The 17045-nt window shown below is 68.4% G+C and carries 18 protein-coding genes and 1 tRNA gene; 14 read left to right on the plus strand and 5 right to left on the minus strand.

What is annotated here, in order from left to right; translation table 11 throughout:
- The first annotated feature begins 1 nt into the window (after position 1).
- Genes ACIOSY_RS10470 through ACIOSY_RS10480 form a run of 3 tightly spaced genes read left to right on the plus strand, consistent with a single transcriptional unit; the run spans position 2 to position 2451 of the window.
- A complete protein-coding gene (locus tag ACIOSY_RS10470; protein ID WP_400853818.1) occupies positions 2-1150 on the plus strand; it encodes an acyl-CoA dehydrogenase family protein in 1149 nt (382 codons plus the stop codon).
- A 9-nt stretch (positions 1151-1159) separates the two neighbouring features.
- A complete protein-coding gene (locus ACIOSY_RS10475) occupies positions 1160-1645 on the plus strand; it encodes a MaoC family dehydratase (RefSeq protein ID WP_400852897.1) in 486 nt (161 codons plus the stop codon).
- Complete coding sequence (locus ACIOSY_RS10480; protein WP_400852899.1) at positions 1645-2451, plus strand: HpcH/HpaI aldolase/citrate lyase family protein; 807 nt, start codon at positions 1645-1647, stop codon at positions 2449-2451. The genes ACIOSY_RS10475 and ACIOSY_RS10480 overlap by 1 nt, the downstream gene beginning before the upstream one ends.
- Positions 2452-2484: 33 nt before the next feature.
- Here ACIOSY_RS10480 and ACIOSY_RS10485 read toward each other — a convergent pair whose 3' ends face one another.
- On the minus strand, positions 2485-3072 hold the full coding sequence (locus ACIOSY_RS10485; RefSeq protein ID WP_400852901.1) for a histidine phosphatase family protein: 588 nt from the start codon (positions 3070-3072) through the stop codon (positions 2485-2487).
- Positions 3069-3908 (minus strand): Sir2 family NAD-dependent protein deacetylase, encoded by an 840-nt coding sequence (locus tag ACIOSY_RS10490; protein WP_400852903.1) that lies wholly within the window; start codon positions 3906-3908, stop codon positions 3069-3071. The genes ACIOSY_RS10485 and ACIOSY_RS10490 overlap by 4 nt, the downstream gene beginning before the upstream one ends.
- Positions 3909-3992: 84 nt before the next feature.
- Here ACIOSY_RS10490 and ACIOSY_RS10495 point away from each other — a divergent pair, with 84 nt between their 5' ends.
- Positions 3993-4793, plus strand: coding sequence for a TrmH family RNA methyltransferase (locus ACIOSY_RS10495; protein WP_400852905.1), 801 nt, complete (start codon positions 3993-3995; stop codon positions 4791-4793).
- Positions 4794-4808: 15 nt separating this feature from the next.
- Here the strand turns inward: ACIOSY_RS10495 and ACIOSY_RS10500 are convergent, their stop codons facing one another.
- Positions 4809-5636, minus strand: coding sequence for an SGNH/GDSL hydrolase family protein (locus ACIOSY_RS10500; protein ID WP_400852907.1), 828 nt, complete (start codon positions 5634-5636; stop codon positions 4809-4811).
- 125 nt (positions 5637-5761) lie between these two features.
- Here ACIOSY_RS10500 and ACIOSY_RS10505 point away from each other — a divergent pair, with 125 nt between their 5' ends.
- Positions 5762-7504: a DEAD/DEAH box helicase gene (locus ACIOSY_RS10505; protein WP_400852909.1), complete on the plus strand. Its 1743-nt coding sequence runs from the start codon at positions 5762-5764 to the stop codon at positions 7502-7504.
- Between the two features lie 102 nt (positions 7505-7606).
- On the plus strand, positions 7607-8704 hold the full coding sequence (locus tag ACIOSY_RS10510) for a VIT1/CCC1 family protein (protein WP_400852911.1): 1098 nt from the start codon (positions 7607-7609) through the stop codon (positions 8702-8704).
- A 100-nt stretch (positions 8705-8804) separates the two neighbouring features.
- Here the strand turns inward: ACIOSY_RS10510 and ACIOSY_RS10515 are convergent.
- A tRNA-Leu gene (locus ACIOSY_RS10515) sits at positions 8805-8887 on the minus strand.
- A gap of 112 nt (positions 8888-8999) precedes the next feature.
- On the opposite strand from ACIOSY_RS10515, the gene ACIOSY_RS10520 reads away from it, so the two are divergent.
- Both ACIOSY_RS10520 and ACIOSY_RS10525 read left to right on the plus strand, forming a co-directional pair.
- A complete protein-coding gene (locus ACIOSY_RS10520) occupies positions 9000-10295 on the plus strand; it encodes a M20/M25/M40 family metallo-hydrolase (RefSeq protein WP_400852913.1) in 1296 nt (431 codons plus the stop codon).
- Positions 10296-10341: 46 nt separating this feature from the next.
- Complete coding sequence (locus ACIOSY_RS10525) at positions 10342-11166, plus strand: undecaprenyl-diphosphate phosphatase (protein ID WP_400852915.1); 825 nt, start codon at positions 10342-10344, stop codon at positions 11164-11166.
- Positions 11167-11194: 28 nt separating this feature from the next.
- Here the strand turns inward: ACIOSY_RS10525 and ACIOSY_RS10530 are convergent, their stop codons facing one another.
- Positions 11195-12049, minus strand: a complete 855-nt coding sequence (locus tag ACIOSY_RS10530; RefSeq protein WP_400852917.1) for a PAC2 family protein — start codon at positions 12047-12049, stop codon at positions 11195-11197.
- A gap of 93 nt (positions 12050-12142) precedes the next feature.
- Here ACIOSY_RS10530 and ACIOSY_RS10535 point away from each other — a divergent pair, with 93 nt between their 5' ends.
- From ACIOSY_RS10535 to tatA, 6 genes are read left to right on the plus strand one after another with little or no spacing between them, the layout of a single operon-like run.
- Positions 12143-12826: an HAD family hydrolase gene (locus ACIOSY_RS10535; protein ID WP_400852919.1), complete on the plus strand. Its 684-nt coding sequence runs from the start codon at positions 12143-12145 to the stop codon at positions 12824-12826.
- Positions 12823-13842 (plus strand): tRNA (adenine-N1)-methyltransferase, encoded by a 1020-nt coding sequence (locus tag ACIOSY_RS10540; RefSeq protein WP_400852921.1) that lies wholly within the window; start codon positions 12823-12825, stop codon positions 13840-13842. Before ACIOSY_RS10535 ends, ACIOSY_RS10540 begins: the two co-directional genes overlap by 4 nt.
- 10 nt (positions 13843-13852) lie before the next feature.
- Positions 13853-14785: a hypothetical protein gene (locus tag ACIOSY_RS10545; RefSeq protein ID WP_400852923.1), complete on the plus strand. Its 933-nt coding sequence runs from the start codon at positions 13853-13855 to the stop codon at positions 14783-14785.
- Positions 14785-15777 carry a helix-turn-helix transcriptional regulator gene (locus ACIOSY_RS10550; RefSeq protein ID WP_400852925.1) on the plus strand — a complete coding sequence of 331 codons (993 nt, stop codon included), beginning with the start codon at positions 14785-14787 and terminating at the stop codon, positions 15775-15777. Before ACIOSY_RS10545 ends, ACIOSY_RS10550 begins: the two co-directional genes overlap by 1 nt.
- A complete protein-coding gene (locus ACIOSY_RS10555; RefSeq protein WP_400852927.1) occupies positions 15774-16763 on the plus strand; it encodes a helix-turn-helix transcriptional regulator in 990 nt (329 codons plus the stop codon). Before ACIOSY_RS10550 ends, ACIOSY_RS10555 begins: the two co-directional genes overlap by 4 nt.
- A 36-nt stretch (positions 16764-16799) precedes the next feature.
- Positions 16800-17039 carry a twin-arginine translocase TatA/TatE family subunit gene (gene tatA / locus ACIOSY_RS10560; protein ID WP_400852929.1) on the plus strand — a complete coding sequence of 80 codons (240 nt, stop codon included), beginning with the start codon at positions 16800-16802 and terminating at the stop codon, positions 17037-17039.
- Positions 17040-17045: the final 6 nt, after the last annotated feature.

A 17045-nucleotide genomic window follows, 5' to 3' on the forward strand; every position in this document is an offset into this window, starting at 1 on the left:
GATGGATGAGCTGACCGACGAAGAGCGCGAACTCGCGGGCATGGTGCGGGAATTCGCGGAGACGGTCGTCGCACCGCGCTCGTACGAAGCCGACCGCACGCACACCCTGCCGATGGACGTCGTGGCGCAGATGGGCGAGTTGGGCCTGTTCGGACTCCCGTTCCCGGAAGACCTCGGCGGTCAGGGCGGTGACTACATGGCCCTCGGCATCGCGATCGAAGCGCTCGCGCGGGTGGACCAGTCGATCGCGATCACCCTCGAGGCCGGCGTGAGCCTCGGCGCCATGCCGATCTTCCGCTTCGGCACCGATGAGCAGAAGCGCACCCACCTGCCCGATCTTCTCGCCGGTCGCGCTCTCGCCGGGTTCGGTCTCACCGAGCCGGAGGCCGGCAGCGATGCCGGTGCGACGCGCACCACCGCCCGCCTGGAGGGGGATGAGTGGGTGATCGACGGATCGAAGCAGTTCATCACCAACTCCGGCACGTCGATCACCCGTTTCGTCACCGTCACCGCCGTCACCGGCACCGAGGGCGGACGCAAGGAGATCTCGACGATCATCGTGCCCAACGGCACCCCGGGCTTCACGGTGGAGGCGCCCTACGACAAGGTCGGATGGAACGCCTCCGACACGCATCCGCTCACGTTCGAGGGCGTGCGCGTTCCCGCCGAGAATCTGCTGGGGGAGCGCGGCACGGGCTTCCGCAGCTTCCTCAGCATCCTCGACGAGGGGCGCATCGCCATCGCCGCACTCGCGACGGGCGCGGCAGAAGGTTGCCTCGAGGCCGCCGTGGAGTACGCGAAGAGCCGCACCGTGTTCGGCAGCGCGCTCAGTACGCGGCAGAACGCCCAGTTCACGTTGGCGCGTATGCGCGCGCGTGTGCACACCGCGCGACTCGCGTGGCACCACGCGGCCCGTCTGCGCGACAGCGGGCGCCCGTTCGCCGAGCAGGCCGCGATCGCGAAGCTCGTGTCCGGAGAGGCCGCGATGGACAACGCGCGCGACGCCACCCAGATCTTCGGGGGCAACGGCTTCATGAACGAGTTCCCCGTGGCACGGCACTATCGCGACTCGAAGATCCTCGAGATCGGCGAGGGCACGACAGAGGTTCAGCTGCTCGTGATCGCGCGCTCGCTCGGCCTGGTTGGGTAGCGTGGAGGGATGACGGCGCAGGACATCATCCAGCGGGGCCTCTACTTCGAGGAGTTCGTCGTCGATGCACGCTATCTTCACCGGCCGGGTCGAACGGCGACAGAGGCCGACAACGTCCTGTTCACGACCCTCACCATGAACACGCAGGCGCTGCACCTCGACGCCGCCTTCGCCGAGGGACAGGAGCCGTTCCACGCGCGCCTCATGAACTCGATGTGGACGCTCTCGACGATGGTCGGGGCATCCGTCGCCCAACTGACCCAGGGAACGCTCGTCGCGCAGCTCGGGCTCGGCGACATCCGGTTCCCGCATCCGCTGTTCACCGGCGACACGCTCTACACCGAGAGCCTGATCGTCGGGAAGCGGTTGTCGTCGTCGCGCCCAGGGCAGGGCGTCGTCGAGATCGCGCACACCGGGAAGAACCAGAACGACGTGATCGTCGCCACGGCGTCTCGCACGGTCCTCGTGCACTGCCGGCCCGGAGGAGAAGGATGATGACGTTCGCGTACGGACCCGCGCTGCTGTTCTGCCCCGCAGACCGCCCGGAGCGGTTCGCGAAGGCGATGGAACGGGCGGATGCCGTGATCCTCGACCTCGAAGATGCCGTGCTGCCGGATGCGAAGGCCCGTGCGCGCGAGAACATCGTCGCTGCCGACCTCGACCCGGCGCGCGTCATCGTGCGGGTCAACGCCCCTGCGAGCGATGCGTTCCGAGACGATCTCGCGGCGCTCGCGCAGACAGATTTCCGTACGGTGATGGTCGCGAAGAGCGAAGACCTCGACGGGTTCGACGCCTTCGGCCCGGACTACTCGCTGATCGCCCTGTGCGAGACGGCCCGTGGCATCCACGCGGCCGAGCGCATCGCCGCGCATCGCCAGGTCGTCGCCATGATGTGGGGAGCCGAAGACCTGGTCGCCTCGCTGGGCGGCACCTCCAGCCGGCGGCCCGATGGTGAGTACCGCGACATCGCGCGCTATGCCCGATCGCGCGTGCTCCTCGAATCCGGCGCGCACGGCAAGTCCGCGATCGACGCGGTGCACGTCGACCTCGACGATGTCGACGGTCTGGAGCAGGAGGCAACGGATGCCGCGGCCTCGGGCTTCGCCGCCACGGCCTGCATCCACCCCGCTCAGGTGGCGATCGTCCGGGCGGCGTATCGGCCCGACCCTGCGGTCATCGCATGGGCGCGTTCGGTGCTCGACGCAGCGGAAAAGGAGCGAGGCGTCTTCCGCTTCGAGGGGCGCATGGTCGACGAGCCCGTGCTCCGACACGCGCGCTCCGTGCTCGCCCGCGCAGACTGACCCCTCGGAGTCGCCGATCGGCCGATAGCGCGATCAGAGCAGAACGCTGTGCTCGAGCAGCCGCAGCGATCCGGGAGACGCTTCGAATCGGTGGACCGAACCGTTCTTCAGCACTTCGCCGACCCGGGGGAGCGTCCCTCCCGAGACGTGATCGATCAGCGAGCGGATGACACCGCCGTGGGTGACGACGATGATCGACTCGGCGGCCGGTGAGGAGCGTCGGCGCGACTCCTGCGCGATGCCGTCGAGCGCCACCAGGGCGCGCGCCGCGACCCCCTCGAGGGTCTCGGCACCGGGAACCTCGGCGAGCCAATCGCCATACGTCTCGATGTAGTCGGAGACCAGCATCCCCTCACCGAGCCCGAATTCACGCTCGCGCACGTCGGGAACCAGAGCCGGCTCGTTCAGCCCCAGCTCGCGTGCGATGATCTGCGCGGTCTCCCTGGCGCGCACGAGTGGACTCGAGTAGATCACGTGGTGGGTCGAGCCGCCGAGCTGGCCCGCGGCCCACAGCGCGTCGCCGCGCCCGGTCTCGTTGAGGGGGATATCGGTCGAGCCCTGGATGCGCTTGGCGAGATTCCAGTCGGTCTGGCCGTGACGGACGAGGGTGAGCAGTGTCACGAGAGGAGTTCCTGAAGTGCGGGGAGCACGTCGCTCGTGCCGGCGGCGATGGTGACATTCGCCCAGGCATCAGCGCGGGTCGGCTCGCGGTTGACGATGATCAGAGGGATGCTCCGGCGGCGGGCCCGTTCGATGAGACGCACCCCGGAGTTGACAACGAGGGAGGAGCCGGCGACGACGAGCGCCGAGCTGGAGCGGAGCAGCGATTCGGCGGCGCGGAATCGGTCCTGCGGCACGTACTCGCCGAAGAAGACGACATCGGGCTTGAGCATGCCGTCGCACACGGTGCACTGCGGCACCACGAAGCCCTCGACGCTCTCGGGGAGTACATCGCCGTCGGGCGCGAGCGCGACGTTCTCGGCAACGGTGATCCAGGGGTTGAGTTCTTCGATCTGCACGGCGACGTCGCGCCGGTCGAAGACCTGACCGCAGTGCAGGCACAGAACGCGGCGCATCGTGCCGTGCACCTCGATGACGTGCGAGCTGCCGGCACGGAGATGCAGGCCGTCGACGTTCTGCGTGATGACGCCGCTCACGACACCTTCGGACTCCATCTGCGCCAGGGCGAGATGCCCGGCGTTCGGTGCGGCACGGGCGAACGCCCGCCAGCCCAGGTGGCCACCCACCCAGTAGCGGCGGCGCGCAGCCTCATCGCCCAGGTAGGTCTGGATCGTCATCGGATCGCTGCGGGTGCGGGCCCCCTCGCCCCGGTAGGCGGGAATGCCCGAGTCGGTCGAGATCCCGGCTCCCGTGAGGAGCGCCACGCGACGCCCCCGCAGGAGGTCGGCGGCCTGAGCGACACGGAGCCGAAGCTCTTCGTCTGCGATCGTCGTCACGGAACCTCCCGCAGAGATTCTACGGGGCTGGCCGGGGGTCGGGTCTCCTCTCGCTGCGTCCGATGCATGGGACAGTGGACTCCTATGGAAATCGTGCACATCGAATCGTCGACGGACCCCCGTCTGGACGAGTACCGCTCACTCACCGAGACCGCGCTGAGGAGCATCTCCGAACCGGCCGGCGGTCTGTACATCGCCGAATCGACCAAGGTGATCGAGCGCGCGATCGGCGCGGGGCACGCGCCCCGGTCGGTACTGGTGCAGGCACGTCGGCTCGACGGCATCCTCAGCATCATCGCCGGCTTCGACGTGCCGATCTACGTGGTCCCTGATGACGTCGCCGAAGCGGTCACCGGTTTCGCCGTGCACCGCGGCGCGATCGCCTCGATGCATCGCCCGACGCTCCCCGCGGTCGCCGATGTCGTGCGCGGCTCCCGGCGGGTCGCGATCCTCGAGGGTCTGGCCGATCACACCAATGTCGGCGCGCTGTTCCGATCGGCCGCGGCGCTCGGGGTCGACGCCATCCTCATCTCGCCCGACTGCTCGGACCCGCTGTACCGGCGGGCGGTGCGCGTGTCGATGGGCACGGTGTTCCAGGTGCCGTGGACGCGGATGACGGCGTGGCCCGCGGGCATCCACGAGCTGCAGGAGGCCGGGTACGTGGTCGCGGGCATGACGCTGGGGGAGGGAGCGATCACCCTCGACGCCCTGGTCGCCGAGGACAACGAGAAGCTCGCGTTGGTGTTCGGTACCGAGGGTCACGGCATCACCCCGGCGACCGATCGCATCCTCGACCGCCGTGTGACCATCCCGATGAGGGGCGGCGTGGATTCTCTCAACGTGGCGGCGGCCTCCGCGGTCGCGTTCTACGCGACGAGCATCTGACGGGCCGTCGAGGGATCAGTCGACCTCGGGGAAGACGATCGGCGCGGGATCCGGACGCTTCGCGCCGATGTGGTCTCCGGAGGACTGGTGGCGCACGCGTCGCAGCACCCAGGGGACCAGGTGTTCGCGCGCCCAGCCGAGGTCGTCCGCGCGGGCCTCGCGCCAGGTGCGGAGGGGGAGCAGCTCGGGCTGCATCGATTCGAGATCGTTCGGCACGTTCAACGCACGCAACGCCATGCGAGCCACCTCGTGATGGCCGAGCGAGTTGTAGTGCAGACGGTCGTCGTCGAAGAATCGCATGTCCTGCACGACCTTCAGCGCCCACTGATCGGCGACGATGCAGTCGTGGCGTTCGGCGATCGCACGCACGTTCTCGTTGTAGATCGCGACCTTGCCGCGGAAGGCGCGGAACACCGGGGTGAACGCGGTGTCGATCCCGGTGAAGAGCAGCACGGACGCACCGGTCGATGACAGGCGCGTCACGGCGTCTTCGAGCTGCGCGGAGATCGCGTCGGGATCGGTGCCCGGGCGGATGACGTCGTTGCCGCCGGCGCAGATCGAGACGAGATCGGGATGCAGCGCGACGGCCGGTTCGATCTGGTCGCGCACGATCTGAGAGATGAGCTTTCCGCGCACGGCCAGATTGGCGTAGGCGAAATCGTCGACCTGCTCGGCGAGGACCTCGGCGACGCGATCGGCCCAGCCGCGGTGACCGCCGGGCGCCGCCGGGTCGGGGTCGCCGATGCCCTCGGTGAACGAGTCGCCGATCGCGACGAAACGGCGCCACGGGTGCACGAAATCGTTGGCGTCGTGCGGGGTCCGAGTCGAATCCTGGTCGGTCATCCAGCTCTCCTTCGCGAACGGGCGTCGGCCGACGGTGATCGCGACGCAGTGACCGAGCATACTCCGGGCGGTGCTTCCGTGGCGGCGTGCGCCCGATGTCCGTGACAGCGATTATCGTGGATCCGATGCTCTCTCCTTCCTTTCCTCAGCGCGCCCCTTGGGGAACGGCGAACAAGCTGCGCGCCTGGCAGCAAGAGGCTCTGGAACACTATTTCGAGGTCGACCAGCGCAACTACCTCGTGGCCGCCACCCCCGGCGCAGGCAAGACGACCTTCGCCCTGACGCTGGCCGTCGAGCTCATGCGCATCGGCGAGGTCGACCGCATCATCGTGGTGGCTCCGACCGAGCACCTGAAGACCCAGTGGGCCGATGCGGCGGCGCGCGTGCACATCCGCCTCGATCCGCGATTCCGCAACAGCCACTGGGCCCCGGCCCGCCACTACCACGGGGCCGTCGTGACGTATGCGCAGGTCGCGGCGAAGTCGTCGGTGCATCGCCATCTCACCGAAGACGCGAAGACCCTCGTCATCCTCGACGAGGTGCATCACGGGGGTGACGCCCTCAGCTGGGGCGACGCGATCCGCGATGCCTACGGCCCCGCCAAGCGACGTCTCCTGCTCTCCGGCACCCCGTTCCGCAGCGACACCGCGCCGATCCCGTTCGTCGAGTACCACCCCGACGAATCCGGCGCCCGCATCTCACGTACCGACTACAACTACGGATACGGGCGGGCCCTCGCCGACGGCGTGGTGCGTCCGGTGCTCTTCCACATGTACGCCGGCAAGATGCGGTGGCAGACGAGCACGGGCGACGAACTCGAGACGCACCTCGGGCAGGACAACACCAAAGATGTGACGTCGCAGGCGTGGCGCACCGCCCTCGACCCCGAGGGTGACTGGATGCCGGCGGTGCTCTCGGCGGCCGATCGGCGTCTCACCGAGATCCGTCACCACGTGCCCGATGCCGGGGGACTGGTGCTCGCGACGGATCAGACGGTGGCTCGCGCGTACGCGAAGATCCTCCACAGCATCACTCGAGAGCAGCCGACCATCGTGCTCTCCGATGACGCGACCGCCTCCGAACGCATCGAGAAGTTCAGCGCGAACGGAAGCCGATGGATGGTCGCGGTGCGCATGGTGTCCGAGGGCGTCGACGTTCCGCGCCTCGCGGTCGGCGTCTACGCCACGTCGTCGTCGACACCGCTGTTCTTCGCTCAGGCCATCGGCCGCTTCGTGCGGGCGCGTCGTCGCGGCGAGGCCGCCAGCGTGTTCCTCCCTCAGGTTCCGGTCCTCATGGGGCTCGCGAACGAGATGGACAAGCAGCGGGAGCATGCGCTCGACCGCCAGTCGAAAGATGACGACGGTCTCGAGGATTCGCTGCTCGAGGGCGCCAATCGCGAAGACGATGCGTCGGATGCCCTCACCCAGGAATTCAGCTACAAGGCGCTCTCCTCGGTGGCGCACTTCGACCGGGTGGTCTTCGAGGGCCAGGAGTTCGGTCAGCTCGCCGAGCCCGGCACTCCCGAAGAAGAGGAGTTCATCGGGTTCCCCGGGCTCCTCGAACCGGAGCACGTGCACGACCTGCTGATGCAGCGGCAGTCGCGCCAGTCGCGGTTGCGTGAGGCGCGCGAGGCGACGACCGATCCGAATCAGACGACCACGCTGCCGGCGCCCCTGCATCGCACGCTCCGTGAGCAGCGCCAGCTGCTCAACAGCCTGGTCGGACTCTATGCGCGACAGGCGGGCGAGCCGCACGGTGCGGTGCACGCCGAACTCCGACGGATCTGCGGTGGTCCTGCCGTGGCGCAGGCCACGGTGACGCAACTGCAGTCCCGCATCGAGGTGCTCCGCAAGCGCGTGCGTTCCTGACCCCCTTCGGATTCCCGAAATGCTGGCAATCCCGGCATCCGGGGCATCAGAGGCGAGTCGCGCGGATAGCGTGGAACGGTTGTCCGCACACCTGGAGGATGCATGACCGCCCCGCTCGCCGCCGCACCCACATCTGCGGACCGCCGCCGTTGGGCCCGCTATCTCGTCGAGGAGCGCGCCGAGGGCACGGTCTATCAACGCCTCGCCGCCCGCCGCGATGGAGAGGAACGCGACATCCTGCTGCGCCTGGCCGACGCCGAGCGCCGGCACGAGCAGCACTGGCTCGACCTTCTCGGCGGCGAGCCGCGACGGCTGCCGCGCGCCGGGGTGCGCTCCCGCCTCCTCGGGTGGATGGCCGGTCGATTCGGCTCGATCTTCGTGCTGGCCCTCGCGCAGAGCGCCGAGGCCCGCTCGCCCTACGACTCCGAGCACTACGCCACACCGGCGATGCGGGCCGACGAGAAGGTTCACTACGAGGTCGTCCGCGGCCTCGCCGCCCGAGGGCGTCGTCGCCTCTCCGGGTCGTTCCGGGCCGCGGTCTTCGGAGCCAACGACGGTCTCGTCAGCAACCTCGCCCTCGTGCTCGGTATCGGTGCGACCGGCGTCAGCTCGGGCTTCGTGCTGTTCAGCGGCATCGCCGGCCTTCTGGCGGGCGCGCTCTCGATGGGGGCCGGTGAGTTCGTCTCGGTGCGGTCGCAGCGCGAGCTCCTGGCGGCGACCGAGGCGAACGAGGATGCCGCGGCGTCCGCCCACGATCTCGACATCGATGAGAACGAACTCGCGCTCGTCTACCGTGCGCGCGGCGTGGAGCCGGACGAAGCGCTGGCCCGCGCACGGCGCATCGTGACGGCGGCGCAGGCGGGCGTGCGCCGCGCCGCGACCGGACCGATCAGTGTGCCGACCGGCGACGACCACGACATCGTCGGCAGTGACTGGACCGCCGCGATCTCGAGCTTCCTGCTCTTCGCCTCCGGTGCCATCATCCCGGTGCTTCCGTGGATCTTCGGCCTGCAGGGCACGGTCGCCGTCGTCGTCGCCCTCGTACTCGTGGGGCTTGCTCTGCTGACCACGGGCGCGATGGTCGGCATCCTGTCCGGCGGGCCGCCGCTGCGCCGCGCCCTGCGCCAGTTGGCGATCGGGTTCGGCGCAGCGGCGATCACTTATCTACTCGGACTGCTCTTCGGCGTCGGGGTGGCCTAGGACTCGCCGTCGTCGCTCTGCCCGTGTCGTCGAGGGGTGACGCCCGTCGGGCACAGCAAAAGGCCCCGGTTGCTTCCTAGGAAACCACCGGGGCCATCTGTGCGCGGAGGGGGACTTGAACCCCCACGCCCTTACGGGCACTACGACCTCAACGTAGCGCGTCTACCATTCCGCCACCCGCGCAGGTTTTGGATGATCGTTGCCGACCGAAGAATGACATTACCAGGTTCTCGGGTGCGGCTCGAATCGAGCGTGACGCCCGGGCGTGGCACGCGGTGTCGATACGCTGGAGCACATGATCGATCCGTCCCTTCCCGAGGTCGTCCGCATCGCCAGCGATCTGATCCGCATCGACACGTCGAACTTCGGTGGCGGCAACGCCAAGGGCGAGCGCGAGGCCGCCGAGTACGTCGGCGCTTACCTGCAGAGCCTCGGCCTCGAGGTCGAGTACTACGAGCCCATTCCCCGCCGCACCAACGTGATGGCCCGGGTGCCGGGACGCGACCGGTCGCTGCCGGCCCTCGTGGTGCACGGGCACCTCGATGTCGTGCCCGCGATGGCCGAGGACTGGTCGGTCGACCCGTTCGCCGGCATCGTGAAGGATGGGATGCTCTGGGGACGCGGCGCGGTCGACATGAAGAACATGAACGCGATGATCCTGACGGCCGTCGCCGACATCCTGCGGGCGGGGGAGCAGCCCGCCCGCGATCTCATCGTGACGTTCTTCGCCGATGAGGAGAACGGCGGCGTCGAGGGGTCGACTCTCGTCGTCGAGGATCGCCCGGAGTGGTTCGAAGGCGCAGCCACCGCCATCAGCGAGGTCGGCGGCTATTCCATCACGGTCGACGATCGCCGTGCCTACCTGCTCCAGGTCGGCGAGAAGGCGCTTATCTGGATCCGTCTCGTCGCGAAGGGCCGTGCCGGGCACGGGAGCCGCTTGCACGAGGACAACGCCGTCACCGCGCTGGCCGAGGCCGTCGCGGCGATCGGGCGCACGCGCTGGCCGATCCACCTGACCCCGACCACCCGGGCCCTGCTGGAAGGGCTCAGCGCGCTGTCCGGCCGCAGCGCCGACGACCCGGATGCCCTCGCCGCCGCCGCCGGACCCGCCGAAGCCTTCCTGCGCTCCTCGTTCCGCACGACGAGCAACCCGACAGCACTTACGGCGGGGTACAAGCACAACGTGATTCCCGAACGCGCAGAGGCGTTGATCGACGTCCGCGTCATCCCCGGAACCGAGGATGCCGTCCTCGCTGAGCTGCAGCGGATCGTCGGCGACGGCATCGAGATCGAGATCGTCGTTCAGGACATCGGCATGGAGACGCCGTTCGAGGGTGAACTCGTCGAGGCGATGGTCGCGAGCCTCGGACGCCACGACCCCGGAGTTCCCGTCATCCCGTACCTGCTCGGAGCCGGCACCGACAACAAGGCGCTGTCGTCCATCGGCATCACCGGGTACGGATTCGCCCCGCTTCGCCTCCCTGCAGATCTCGACTTCACCGGGATGTTCCACGGAGTCGATGAGCGGGTGCCCGTAGACTCGCTTGTCTTCGGCCAGCAGGTGCTGGCCGATCTGCTGCGCACCTACTGACCGCAGCTCCCCGGCACTCGCGCCGCTGAAGACCCAGAAGGCCTCCATGCATCTTTTCGAAGCGCTCATCCTCGGCATCGTCCAGGGGCTCACCGAGTTCCTGCCGATCTCCTCCAGTGCGCACCTGCGCATCGTCGGCTCGTTCCTGCCGTCGGGAGAAGACCCCGGCGCCGCTTTCACCGCGATCACGCAGATCGGCACCGAAGCGGCCGTCGTCGTCTTCTTCTGGCGCGACATCGTGCGCATCATCACGCAGTGGTTCCGCTCGCTGGCGGGTAAGGTGCCCCGTTCCGACCCGGATGCCCGCATGGGATGGATGATCATCATCGGCAGCATCCCGATCGTGATCCTGGGGCTCTTCTTCCAGGACCAGATCGAGAGCGTGTTCCGGTCGCTCTGGATCGTCGCCATCATGCTCATCGTCTTCGGCATCCTGCTCGGCGTCGCAGACTACGTCGGGGCGAAGAAGCGCACGCTCGACCAGCTCACCTACCCGCACGGTATCGCCTACGGTTTCGCGCAGGCGCTCGCTCTCGTGCCCGGCGTCTCACGCTCCGGTGGCACGATCACCATGGGGCTCTTCCTCGGTTACGAACGCGCCGCAGCCGCGCGCTACGCCTTCCTGCTGGCGATCCCCGCTGTCTTCGGAAGCGGCTTCTACCAGCTGTTCAAGAGCCGGGACGAGCCGGGGATCTTCTCGTTCGGAGAGACTCTCGCGGCGACCGGCATCGCCTTCGTCGTCGCCCTCGGCGTGATCGCGTTCTTCATGAGCTGGATCTCGAAGCGCAGCTTCCTGCCGTTCGTGATCTACCGCATCCTGCTCGGCGGAACGATTCTCATCCTGCTCGCGACCGGGGTCATCGCGGCCTGAGCGCGGGGCGCACAGCCTCGAGCGCCGCTCAGCGCTTGAGGTCGCCGGGGCCGGGGCTGTCTCCGCGCTTGCGGAGGTAGCGTTCGAACTCCTGGGCGATCGCGTCGCCCGAGGCCTCGGGCGAGTCCCAGGTGTCTCGCGTGCGCTCGAGCTGATGGATGTACTCGGTCATCTCCTCGTCGTCTGCGGCGGCCGCATCGATCGAGGCCTCCCAGGCCGAGGCTTCGGTGCGCAGCGCGTCGCGCGGCACATCGACTCCGGTGAGCTCTTCCAGTCGGTCGAGCAGCGCCAGCGTCACCTTCGGGGAGGGCGTCGCGTTCGCCACGTAGTGGGGCACACTGGCCCACAGCGTCGCCGTCGGGATGCCCGCGGACTCGGCGAAGTGCTCGAGCACGGTCAGGATGCCGGCGGGACCCTCGTAGAGCGACCTTTCGAGGCCGTGTGCTTCGCGGACCTGGTCGTTCTGGCTCGCGGCGAAGATCGAGATCGGCCGGGAGTGCGGCACATCGGCGAGCATCGCCCCGAGGGTGATGAAGCCGGTGATGTCGTCGCGCAACGCGACGTCGATGAACTCCGAGGCGAAGGACTGCCATGTCCGTGCGGGTTCCACACCCGTCAGCAGCCAGAACTCGGGTCCCTCGCCGGGATCGCGCGGACGCCAGAGCGAGGCCTCGGGCCAGGTGAGCTGACGTCGGCCTTCGGCATCCGTCTTGGTGGCCGGACGGGTGTACTGATAGTCGAAGTAGAGCTCCGGGTCGACGGTGTGCACGAGGTCGTACTCCGTCATCGCCCGCAGCGCCGAGATCGCTCCGCTCGCCGCCTCTCCGGCATCGTTCCAGCCGTCGAAGGCGACGATCACGATGCGCGAACCGAGAACATCCATCGTGGTCTCCTTTCGATAGTGCGACGGTGGTGGTCTCCCCAGGCTAGTCGCGGTCGGCGGGAGGCGGGCCCGACACCCGGATAACATGGCTCGGTGAGCAAACAGCCCCGCGCGGTCCTCTGGGACATGGATGGAACAGTCGTCGACACCGAGCCGTACTGGATGGCGGCGGAGACGCGGCTGGTCGAGTCGTTCGGGGGCTCATGGAGCCACGAAGACGCGCTGCAGCTCGTCGGCAGCGGGCTGATCGACAGCGCGATCATCCTGCAGAACGCGGGCGTGAAGATGGAGGCCGAGGCGATCGTCTCGCACCTGACCGATTCCGTTCAGGAGTCGTTGCGCACCGATGGCGTTCCCTTCCGCCCGGGGGCACGCGAGCTCCTGTTCGAACTGAAGGCTGCCGGCATCCCCACCGCACTGGTCACGATGTCGCTCCGACGGATGGCGCTCAGCGTCGTCGATCTCATCGACTTCCCCGCCTTCGATCTCGTCGTCGCCGGCGACGACGTCGACAATCCCAAACCGCATCCGGAGCCGTACCTGCAGGCCGCGGCACTCCTCGACATCGACATCGCGGACGCGATCGTCATCGAGGACTCGCCCACCGGCGTCCGCGCCGGCATCGCCTCCGGAGCCGTCACCCTCGGGGTGCCGCACATCGTGTCCCTCGACGACCTCGGCGCGCACGCGCTGTGGCCGACGCTGGCCGGCCGCAGCACCGCCGACCTCATCGAACTGCTCGACAGCAGGAACACCACGACAGGAGTCACCCGATGACCGCGCTTCGCGCACAACGTCCGAGCGGACCGTTCCGTGAAGGCGACCGAGTGCAGCTGACCGGCCCGAAGGCTCGTCTGCACACCATCACACTCCGCGAAGACGGCGAACTGCACACGCACCACGGTGTGCTGAAGCACCGGGATCTGATCGGGCTGCCCGACGGCTCGGTGGTCGCGAACAGCTCGGGCAACGAGTACCTGGCGCTGCGTCCGCTGCTGCGCGACTTCGCGATGTCGATGCCCCGTGGAGCGGCGATCGTGTACCCGAAGGATGCGGCGCAGATCGTGATGCTCGCCGATATCTTCCCGGGCGCGACCGTGGTCGAGGCCGGGGTCGGTTCCGGTGCACTCTCGCTGTCGCTGCTGCGAGCGGTCGGACCCGCTGGCACCCTGGTCTCGTTCGAGCGTCGAGACGACTTCGCCGAGGTCGCGCGCGGCAACGTCGAGACGTTCTTCGGCGAGACGCCCGGCACCTGGCGCGTCGTCGTCGGCGATCTCGTCGATGCACTCCCGCGCGAGCTTCCCGACGGGACCGTGGATCGGGTCGTGCTCGACATGCTCGCGCCCTGGGAGTGCATGGATGTCGTCGCCGACGCTCTGACGCCCGGGGGAGTGGTGCTCTGCTACGTGGCGACCGCCACACAGCTCTCCCGGGTCGCCGAGTACATCCGTGCAACCGGCCTGTTCACCGATCCGGAGGCCTCGGAGACGATGGTTCGCGGATGGCATGTCGAAGGACTCGCCGTCCGGCCGGACCACCGCATGGTCGCGCACACGGGATTCCTGCTCACCGCACGCCGCCTCGCCCCCGGCGCGGTCGCTCCGGCGGTCAAGCGCCGTGCCTCCAAGTCGAGCTACGGCGATGTGGACGTCGAGGCGTGGACGCCCGGTGCGGTGGGCGATCGGGAGATCACGGACAAGAACCTGCGCAAACGCGCCCGGGAGGCCGCGAAGGCGGCCGAGGGTGCGCGCATCGCGACCGCGTCGCGCGAATCCGACCAGCCGACGGAATAGACTGGCGGGCGTGCGTAAAACGTCCGCCGTTCTGGCCACTCTCAGCCTTGCCGTCCTCGCTCTGACGGGATGCACCGCCGCGCCGACCTTCGACGGGGCTGCGTGCGACCGCAGCAACGATGCGACGGGTCTTCGAGATGCGGTCACGGTCGAGGGAGGCCTCGGCGCGAAGCCGGACGTCAGCGTCGTCTCGCCGCTGCATCTGAAGGAGACCGCCGTCACCGACCTGATCGCGGGCGACGGTCGCGCGGTCGAGAGCGGACAGCAGGCGATCATGCTCGAACTGTCGATCTACAGCGGCGACACGGGCAAGCGGGTCTATGAGACGACCTACAACCCCGACCAGGGCCAGGTCTCGAACATCGACTACTGGGCGACGCAGTCGCCGGGACTCGCCGATGTGCTGCAGTGCGCCACCGCGGGTTCGCGGGTACTGGCCGCGCTCACCCCCGAGGAATTCGGCGAGGAGGCCCTCGTCGGTCTGGGGCTCGAGGACGACGACAACATGGTCTTCGTGATCGATGTCCTCGACGTCTACCTGTCGAAGGCCGAGGGCGCCCTGCAGTTCAACGACGCCAGCGGTCTGCCGACCGTTGTCCGTGCACCCGACGGAACCCCCGGCGTGATCATCCCCGACAGCGACGCTCCGACCGAGCAGGTGGCGCAGACCCTCATCAAGGGAGACGGCGATGAGGTCACGACGGGACAGCTCCCGCTCGTGAACGTGATGGCCGTCGGTTGGGACGACAAGACCGTCGTCACCAGCACCTGGGGCCAGGGGCCCACCGGAGACCTCGCGTCGACCGCCCCGACCGTCGCTGAGGCGCTGGTGGGTCAGACCGTCGGCTCGCAGCTCCTCGTCGTCACGCCCGCGACGGATGGCGCGGGTGCTGTGGCATACGTCGTCGACATCGTGGGCGCCGTCACGGTCCCCACGCAGTGATGGCCGCCCGGATCCCCGCAGAGGAGCGCCTGACGAATCTCGTCGTGGCGCTGATGGCGACGGAGATCGGGCTCACGAAGCAGCAGATCCTCGACAACGTGTCCGGATACCGCCAGCGCGCAGATGCCGGAACGCGGACCGACGCGCTCGAGAAGATGTTCGAGCGCGACAAAGACGAGCTCCGCTCTCTCGGGGTACCGATCGAGACGATCGGCGACGCTGCCGACCCGAATGACCTTCGTGAGGCCCGCTATCGCATTCCGCAAGCGGAATACGATCTGCCGAGCGACATCGACTTCACTCCGGCGGAACTCGCGGTGCTGCAGCTCGCCGGCAGCGTGTGGAGTGCCGAGTCGGTGTCGGGCGATGCGCAGTCGGGTGTGCGCAAGATCCGCGCCCTCGGCATCGACGGTGACGAGCCGATCATCGGTTTCGCGCCCAGGATCACCGCACGCGATGCGGCCTTCTCGCCCTTGCAGGAGGCGATCGAGAAGAGCCGGGTCGTGGTCTTCGACTATCTGAAACCTGGCGAGGACGCGCCTCGTCGTCGCCGCGTTCGGCCCCTTGCACTGGTCGATTACGAGGCGAGGTGGCACGTCTTCGGGATCGACGTCGATGTCGAAGAGGATCGGATGTTCCTGCTCAGCCGCATCGTCGGGGACGTCGGGATGACGGCGTCGACCTTCGATACTGCCCTGCGAGAAGGCGCGGGGGAGCGTGCTCTCGCGGGCCTCGAAGAGGTGGCGGCGGCGAACTCCGCGTTGCTCGAGATCACTCCGGGCACCGAAGCCGCGTTGCGACTCGGTCGTCGCGCGACCCCCGCCGTCCAAGGCATCCGCGTCCCGTTCGTCGACCTGCACATCCTCGCCGACGAGCTCGCGTCCTACGGTCCCGAGGTGCGCGTCGTCGAGCCCGCGCCACTGCGCGACGCCGTCATCGCACGCCTGCGGGCCGTCGTCGCCACCCATGCCGAACAGGAAGGGCTGCGATGAGTGCGAAGGCGAAGCCGCTGCTGGCGGGCGACCGCGTACGTCTCTACCTCACGCTGGTGCCGTACCTTCTCGAGCACGGCCAGGTCTCTCTGGCGGAAGCGGCCGAGGAGTTCGGCGTCACCACTCGCGAGATGCGGGGCATGGTCGAGAAGCTGACCGTGATCGGGCTGCCGGGGGAGTCCGGATTCTGGCAGCAGCCCCAGGAGATGTTCGACATCAACTGGGATCTCCTCGATCAGGAAGACGTGATCGAGATCACCAACGATGTCGCTCTGCGACGCGTTCCCCGTTTCACCGCCCGGGAGGCCGCCGCTCTTCTGGCCGGGCTGCAGATGGTGGCCGCCGTCCCCGCCGTTTCGGACTCGGGTCTCGTCGCGGGGCTCATTTCGAAGCTCTCGCGCGGGGCCGCCGATGCGCCGGCCGATGTCGTCGTGGCGCCGACGGCGATCGATGCCGTGCGCGAGGTCGTCGCCCGCGGCGTGAACGAGGGTCGCGCGATCTCCTTCACGTATCAGGCGCCCGACACGGCTCCGACGACCCGCACGGTCGATCCGATGCAGATTCTGATCACCAACGCGCAGTGGTATCTGCAGGGGTGGTGTCACCTTCGTCAGGCGATGCGCACCTTCCACCTCGACCGTGTCAGCGATCCGCAGATCACGGACATCCCCATCACCCACAGTGGCGAGCACGTCCCCGAGGCGTTCGCCGAGGTCGACGATGATCGCGAGGTCGCGGTGCGGATGCCCGAAAGGCTCGCCCCTCTGCTGGGCGGTCTGCTGTCGGCCGAGCACGTCGAAACACAGTCGGGGGTCGTCACCGCGCGCCTGCATCTCGCCGATCCTCGAGGCATCAAGAGGATCGCCGCACGCTTCGGCGGGGCGTTCGAAGTCCTCGAACCCGGCGTCGCCCGCACGGCTACTCGGGAATGGGCGGCTGCGGGACTCGCGCTCTACCACCACCCATCCGAGGAAGACGCCGGGTAGACTGGCCGAATCGCCCATCGACGACGGGAACTACAGATGTTTGCTGGAATGCAGGGGTGGCACCTCCTGATCGTGCTCGCCGTGATCCTTCTTCTCTTCGGCGCTGCGAAGCTGCCGGCCCTCGCGAAGAGCGTCGGCCAGTCCGCGCGCGTCTTCAAGGGCGAGATGAAGGCCATGAAGGACGAAGACGGCGCCGACCGCGTGGATGCTGCACCGGCCGACCCGACGATCGTGAAGAACTCGGGCTCCGACCCTGAGATTCCGCCCCGCGCCTGACCGCCC

The organism is Microbacterium sp. NPDC087665, assembly GCF_044743285.1.
Lineage (GTDB): Bacteria > Actinomycetota > Actinomycetes > Actinomycetales > Microbacteriaceae > Microbacterium.

Bases quoted from the DNA above. Each gene is read 5' to 3' on its own strand.
- ACIOSY_RS10470 (WP_400853818.1), top strand. From the start codon at position 2: ATGGATGAGCTGACCGACGAAGAGCGCGAACTCGCGGGCATGGTGCGG.
- ACIOSY_RS10475 (WP_400852897.1), top strand. From the start codon at position 1,160: ATGACGGCGCAGGACATCATCCAGCGGGGCCTCTACTTCGAGGAGTTC.
- ACIOSY_RS10480 (WP_400852899.1), top strand. From the start codon at position 1,645: ATGACGTTCGCGTACGGACCCGCGCTGCTGTTCTGCCCCGCAGACCGC.
- ACIOSY_RS10495 (WP_400852905.1), top strand. From the start codon at position 3,993: ATGGAAATCGTGCACATCGAATCGTCGACGGACCCCCGTCTGGACGAG.
- ACIOSY_RS10500 (WP_400852907.1), bottom strand. From the start codon at position 5,636: ATGACCGACCAGGATTCGACTCGGACCCCGCACGACGCCAACGATTTC.
- ACIOSY_RS10505 (WP_400852909.1), top strand. From the start codon at position 5,762: ATGCTCTCTCCTTCCTTTCCTCAGCGCGCCCCTTGGGGAACGGCGAAC.
- ACIOSY_RS10510 (WP_400852911.1), top strand. From the start codon at position 7,607: ATGACCGCCCCGCTCGCCGCCGCACCCACATCTGCGGACCGCCGCCGT.
- ACIOSY_RS10520 (WP_400852913.1), top strand. From the start codon at position 9,000: ATGATCGATCCGTCCCTTCCCGAGGTCGTCCGCATCGCCAGCGATCTG.
- ACIOSY_RS10525 (WP_400852915.1), top strand. From the start codon at position 10,342: ATGCATCTTTTCGAAGCGCTCATCCTCGGCATCGTCCAGGGGCTCACC.
- ACIOSY_RS10530 (WP_400852917.1), bottom strand. From the start codon at position 12,049: ATGGATGTTCTCGGTTCGCGCATCGTGATCGTCGCCTTCGACGGCTGG.
- ACIOSY_RS10540 (WP_400852921.1), top strand. From the start codon at position 12,823: ATGACCGCGCTTCGCGCACAACGTCCGAGCGGACCGTTCCGTGAAGGC.
- ACIOSY_RS10550 (WP_400852925.1), top strand. From the start codon at position 14,785: ATGGCCGCCCGGATCCCCGCAGAGGAGCGCCTGACGAATCTCGTCGTG.
- ACIOSY_RS10555 (WP_400852927.1), top strand. From the start codon at position 15,774: ATGAGTGCGAAGGCGAAGCCGCTGCTGGCGGGCGACCGCGTACGTCTC.
- tatA (WP_400852929.1), top strand. From the start codon at position 16,800: ATGTTTGCTGGAATGCAGGGGTGGCACCTCCTGATCGTGCTCGCCGTG.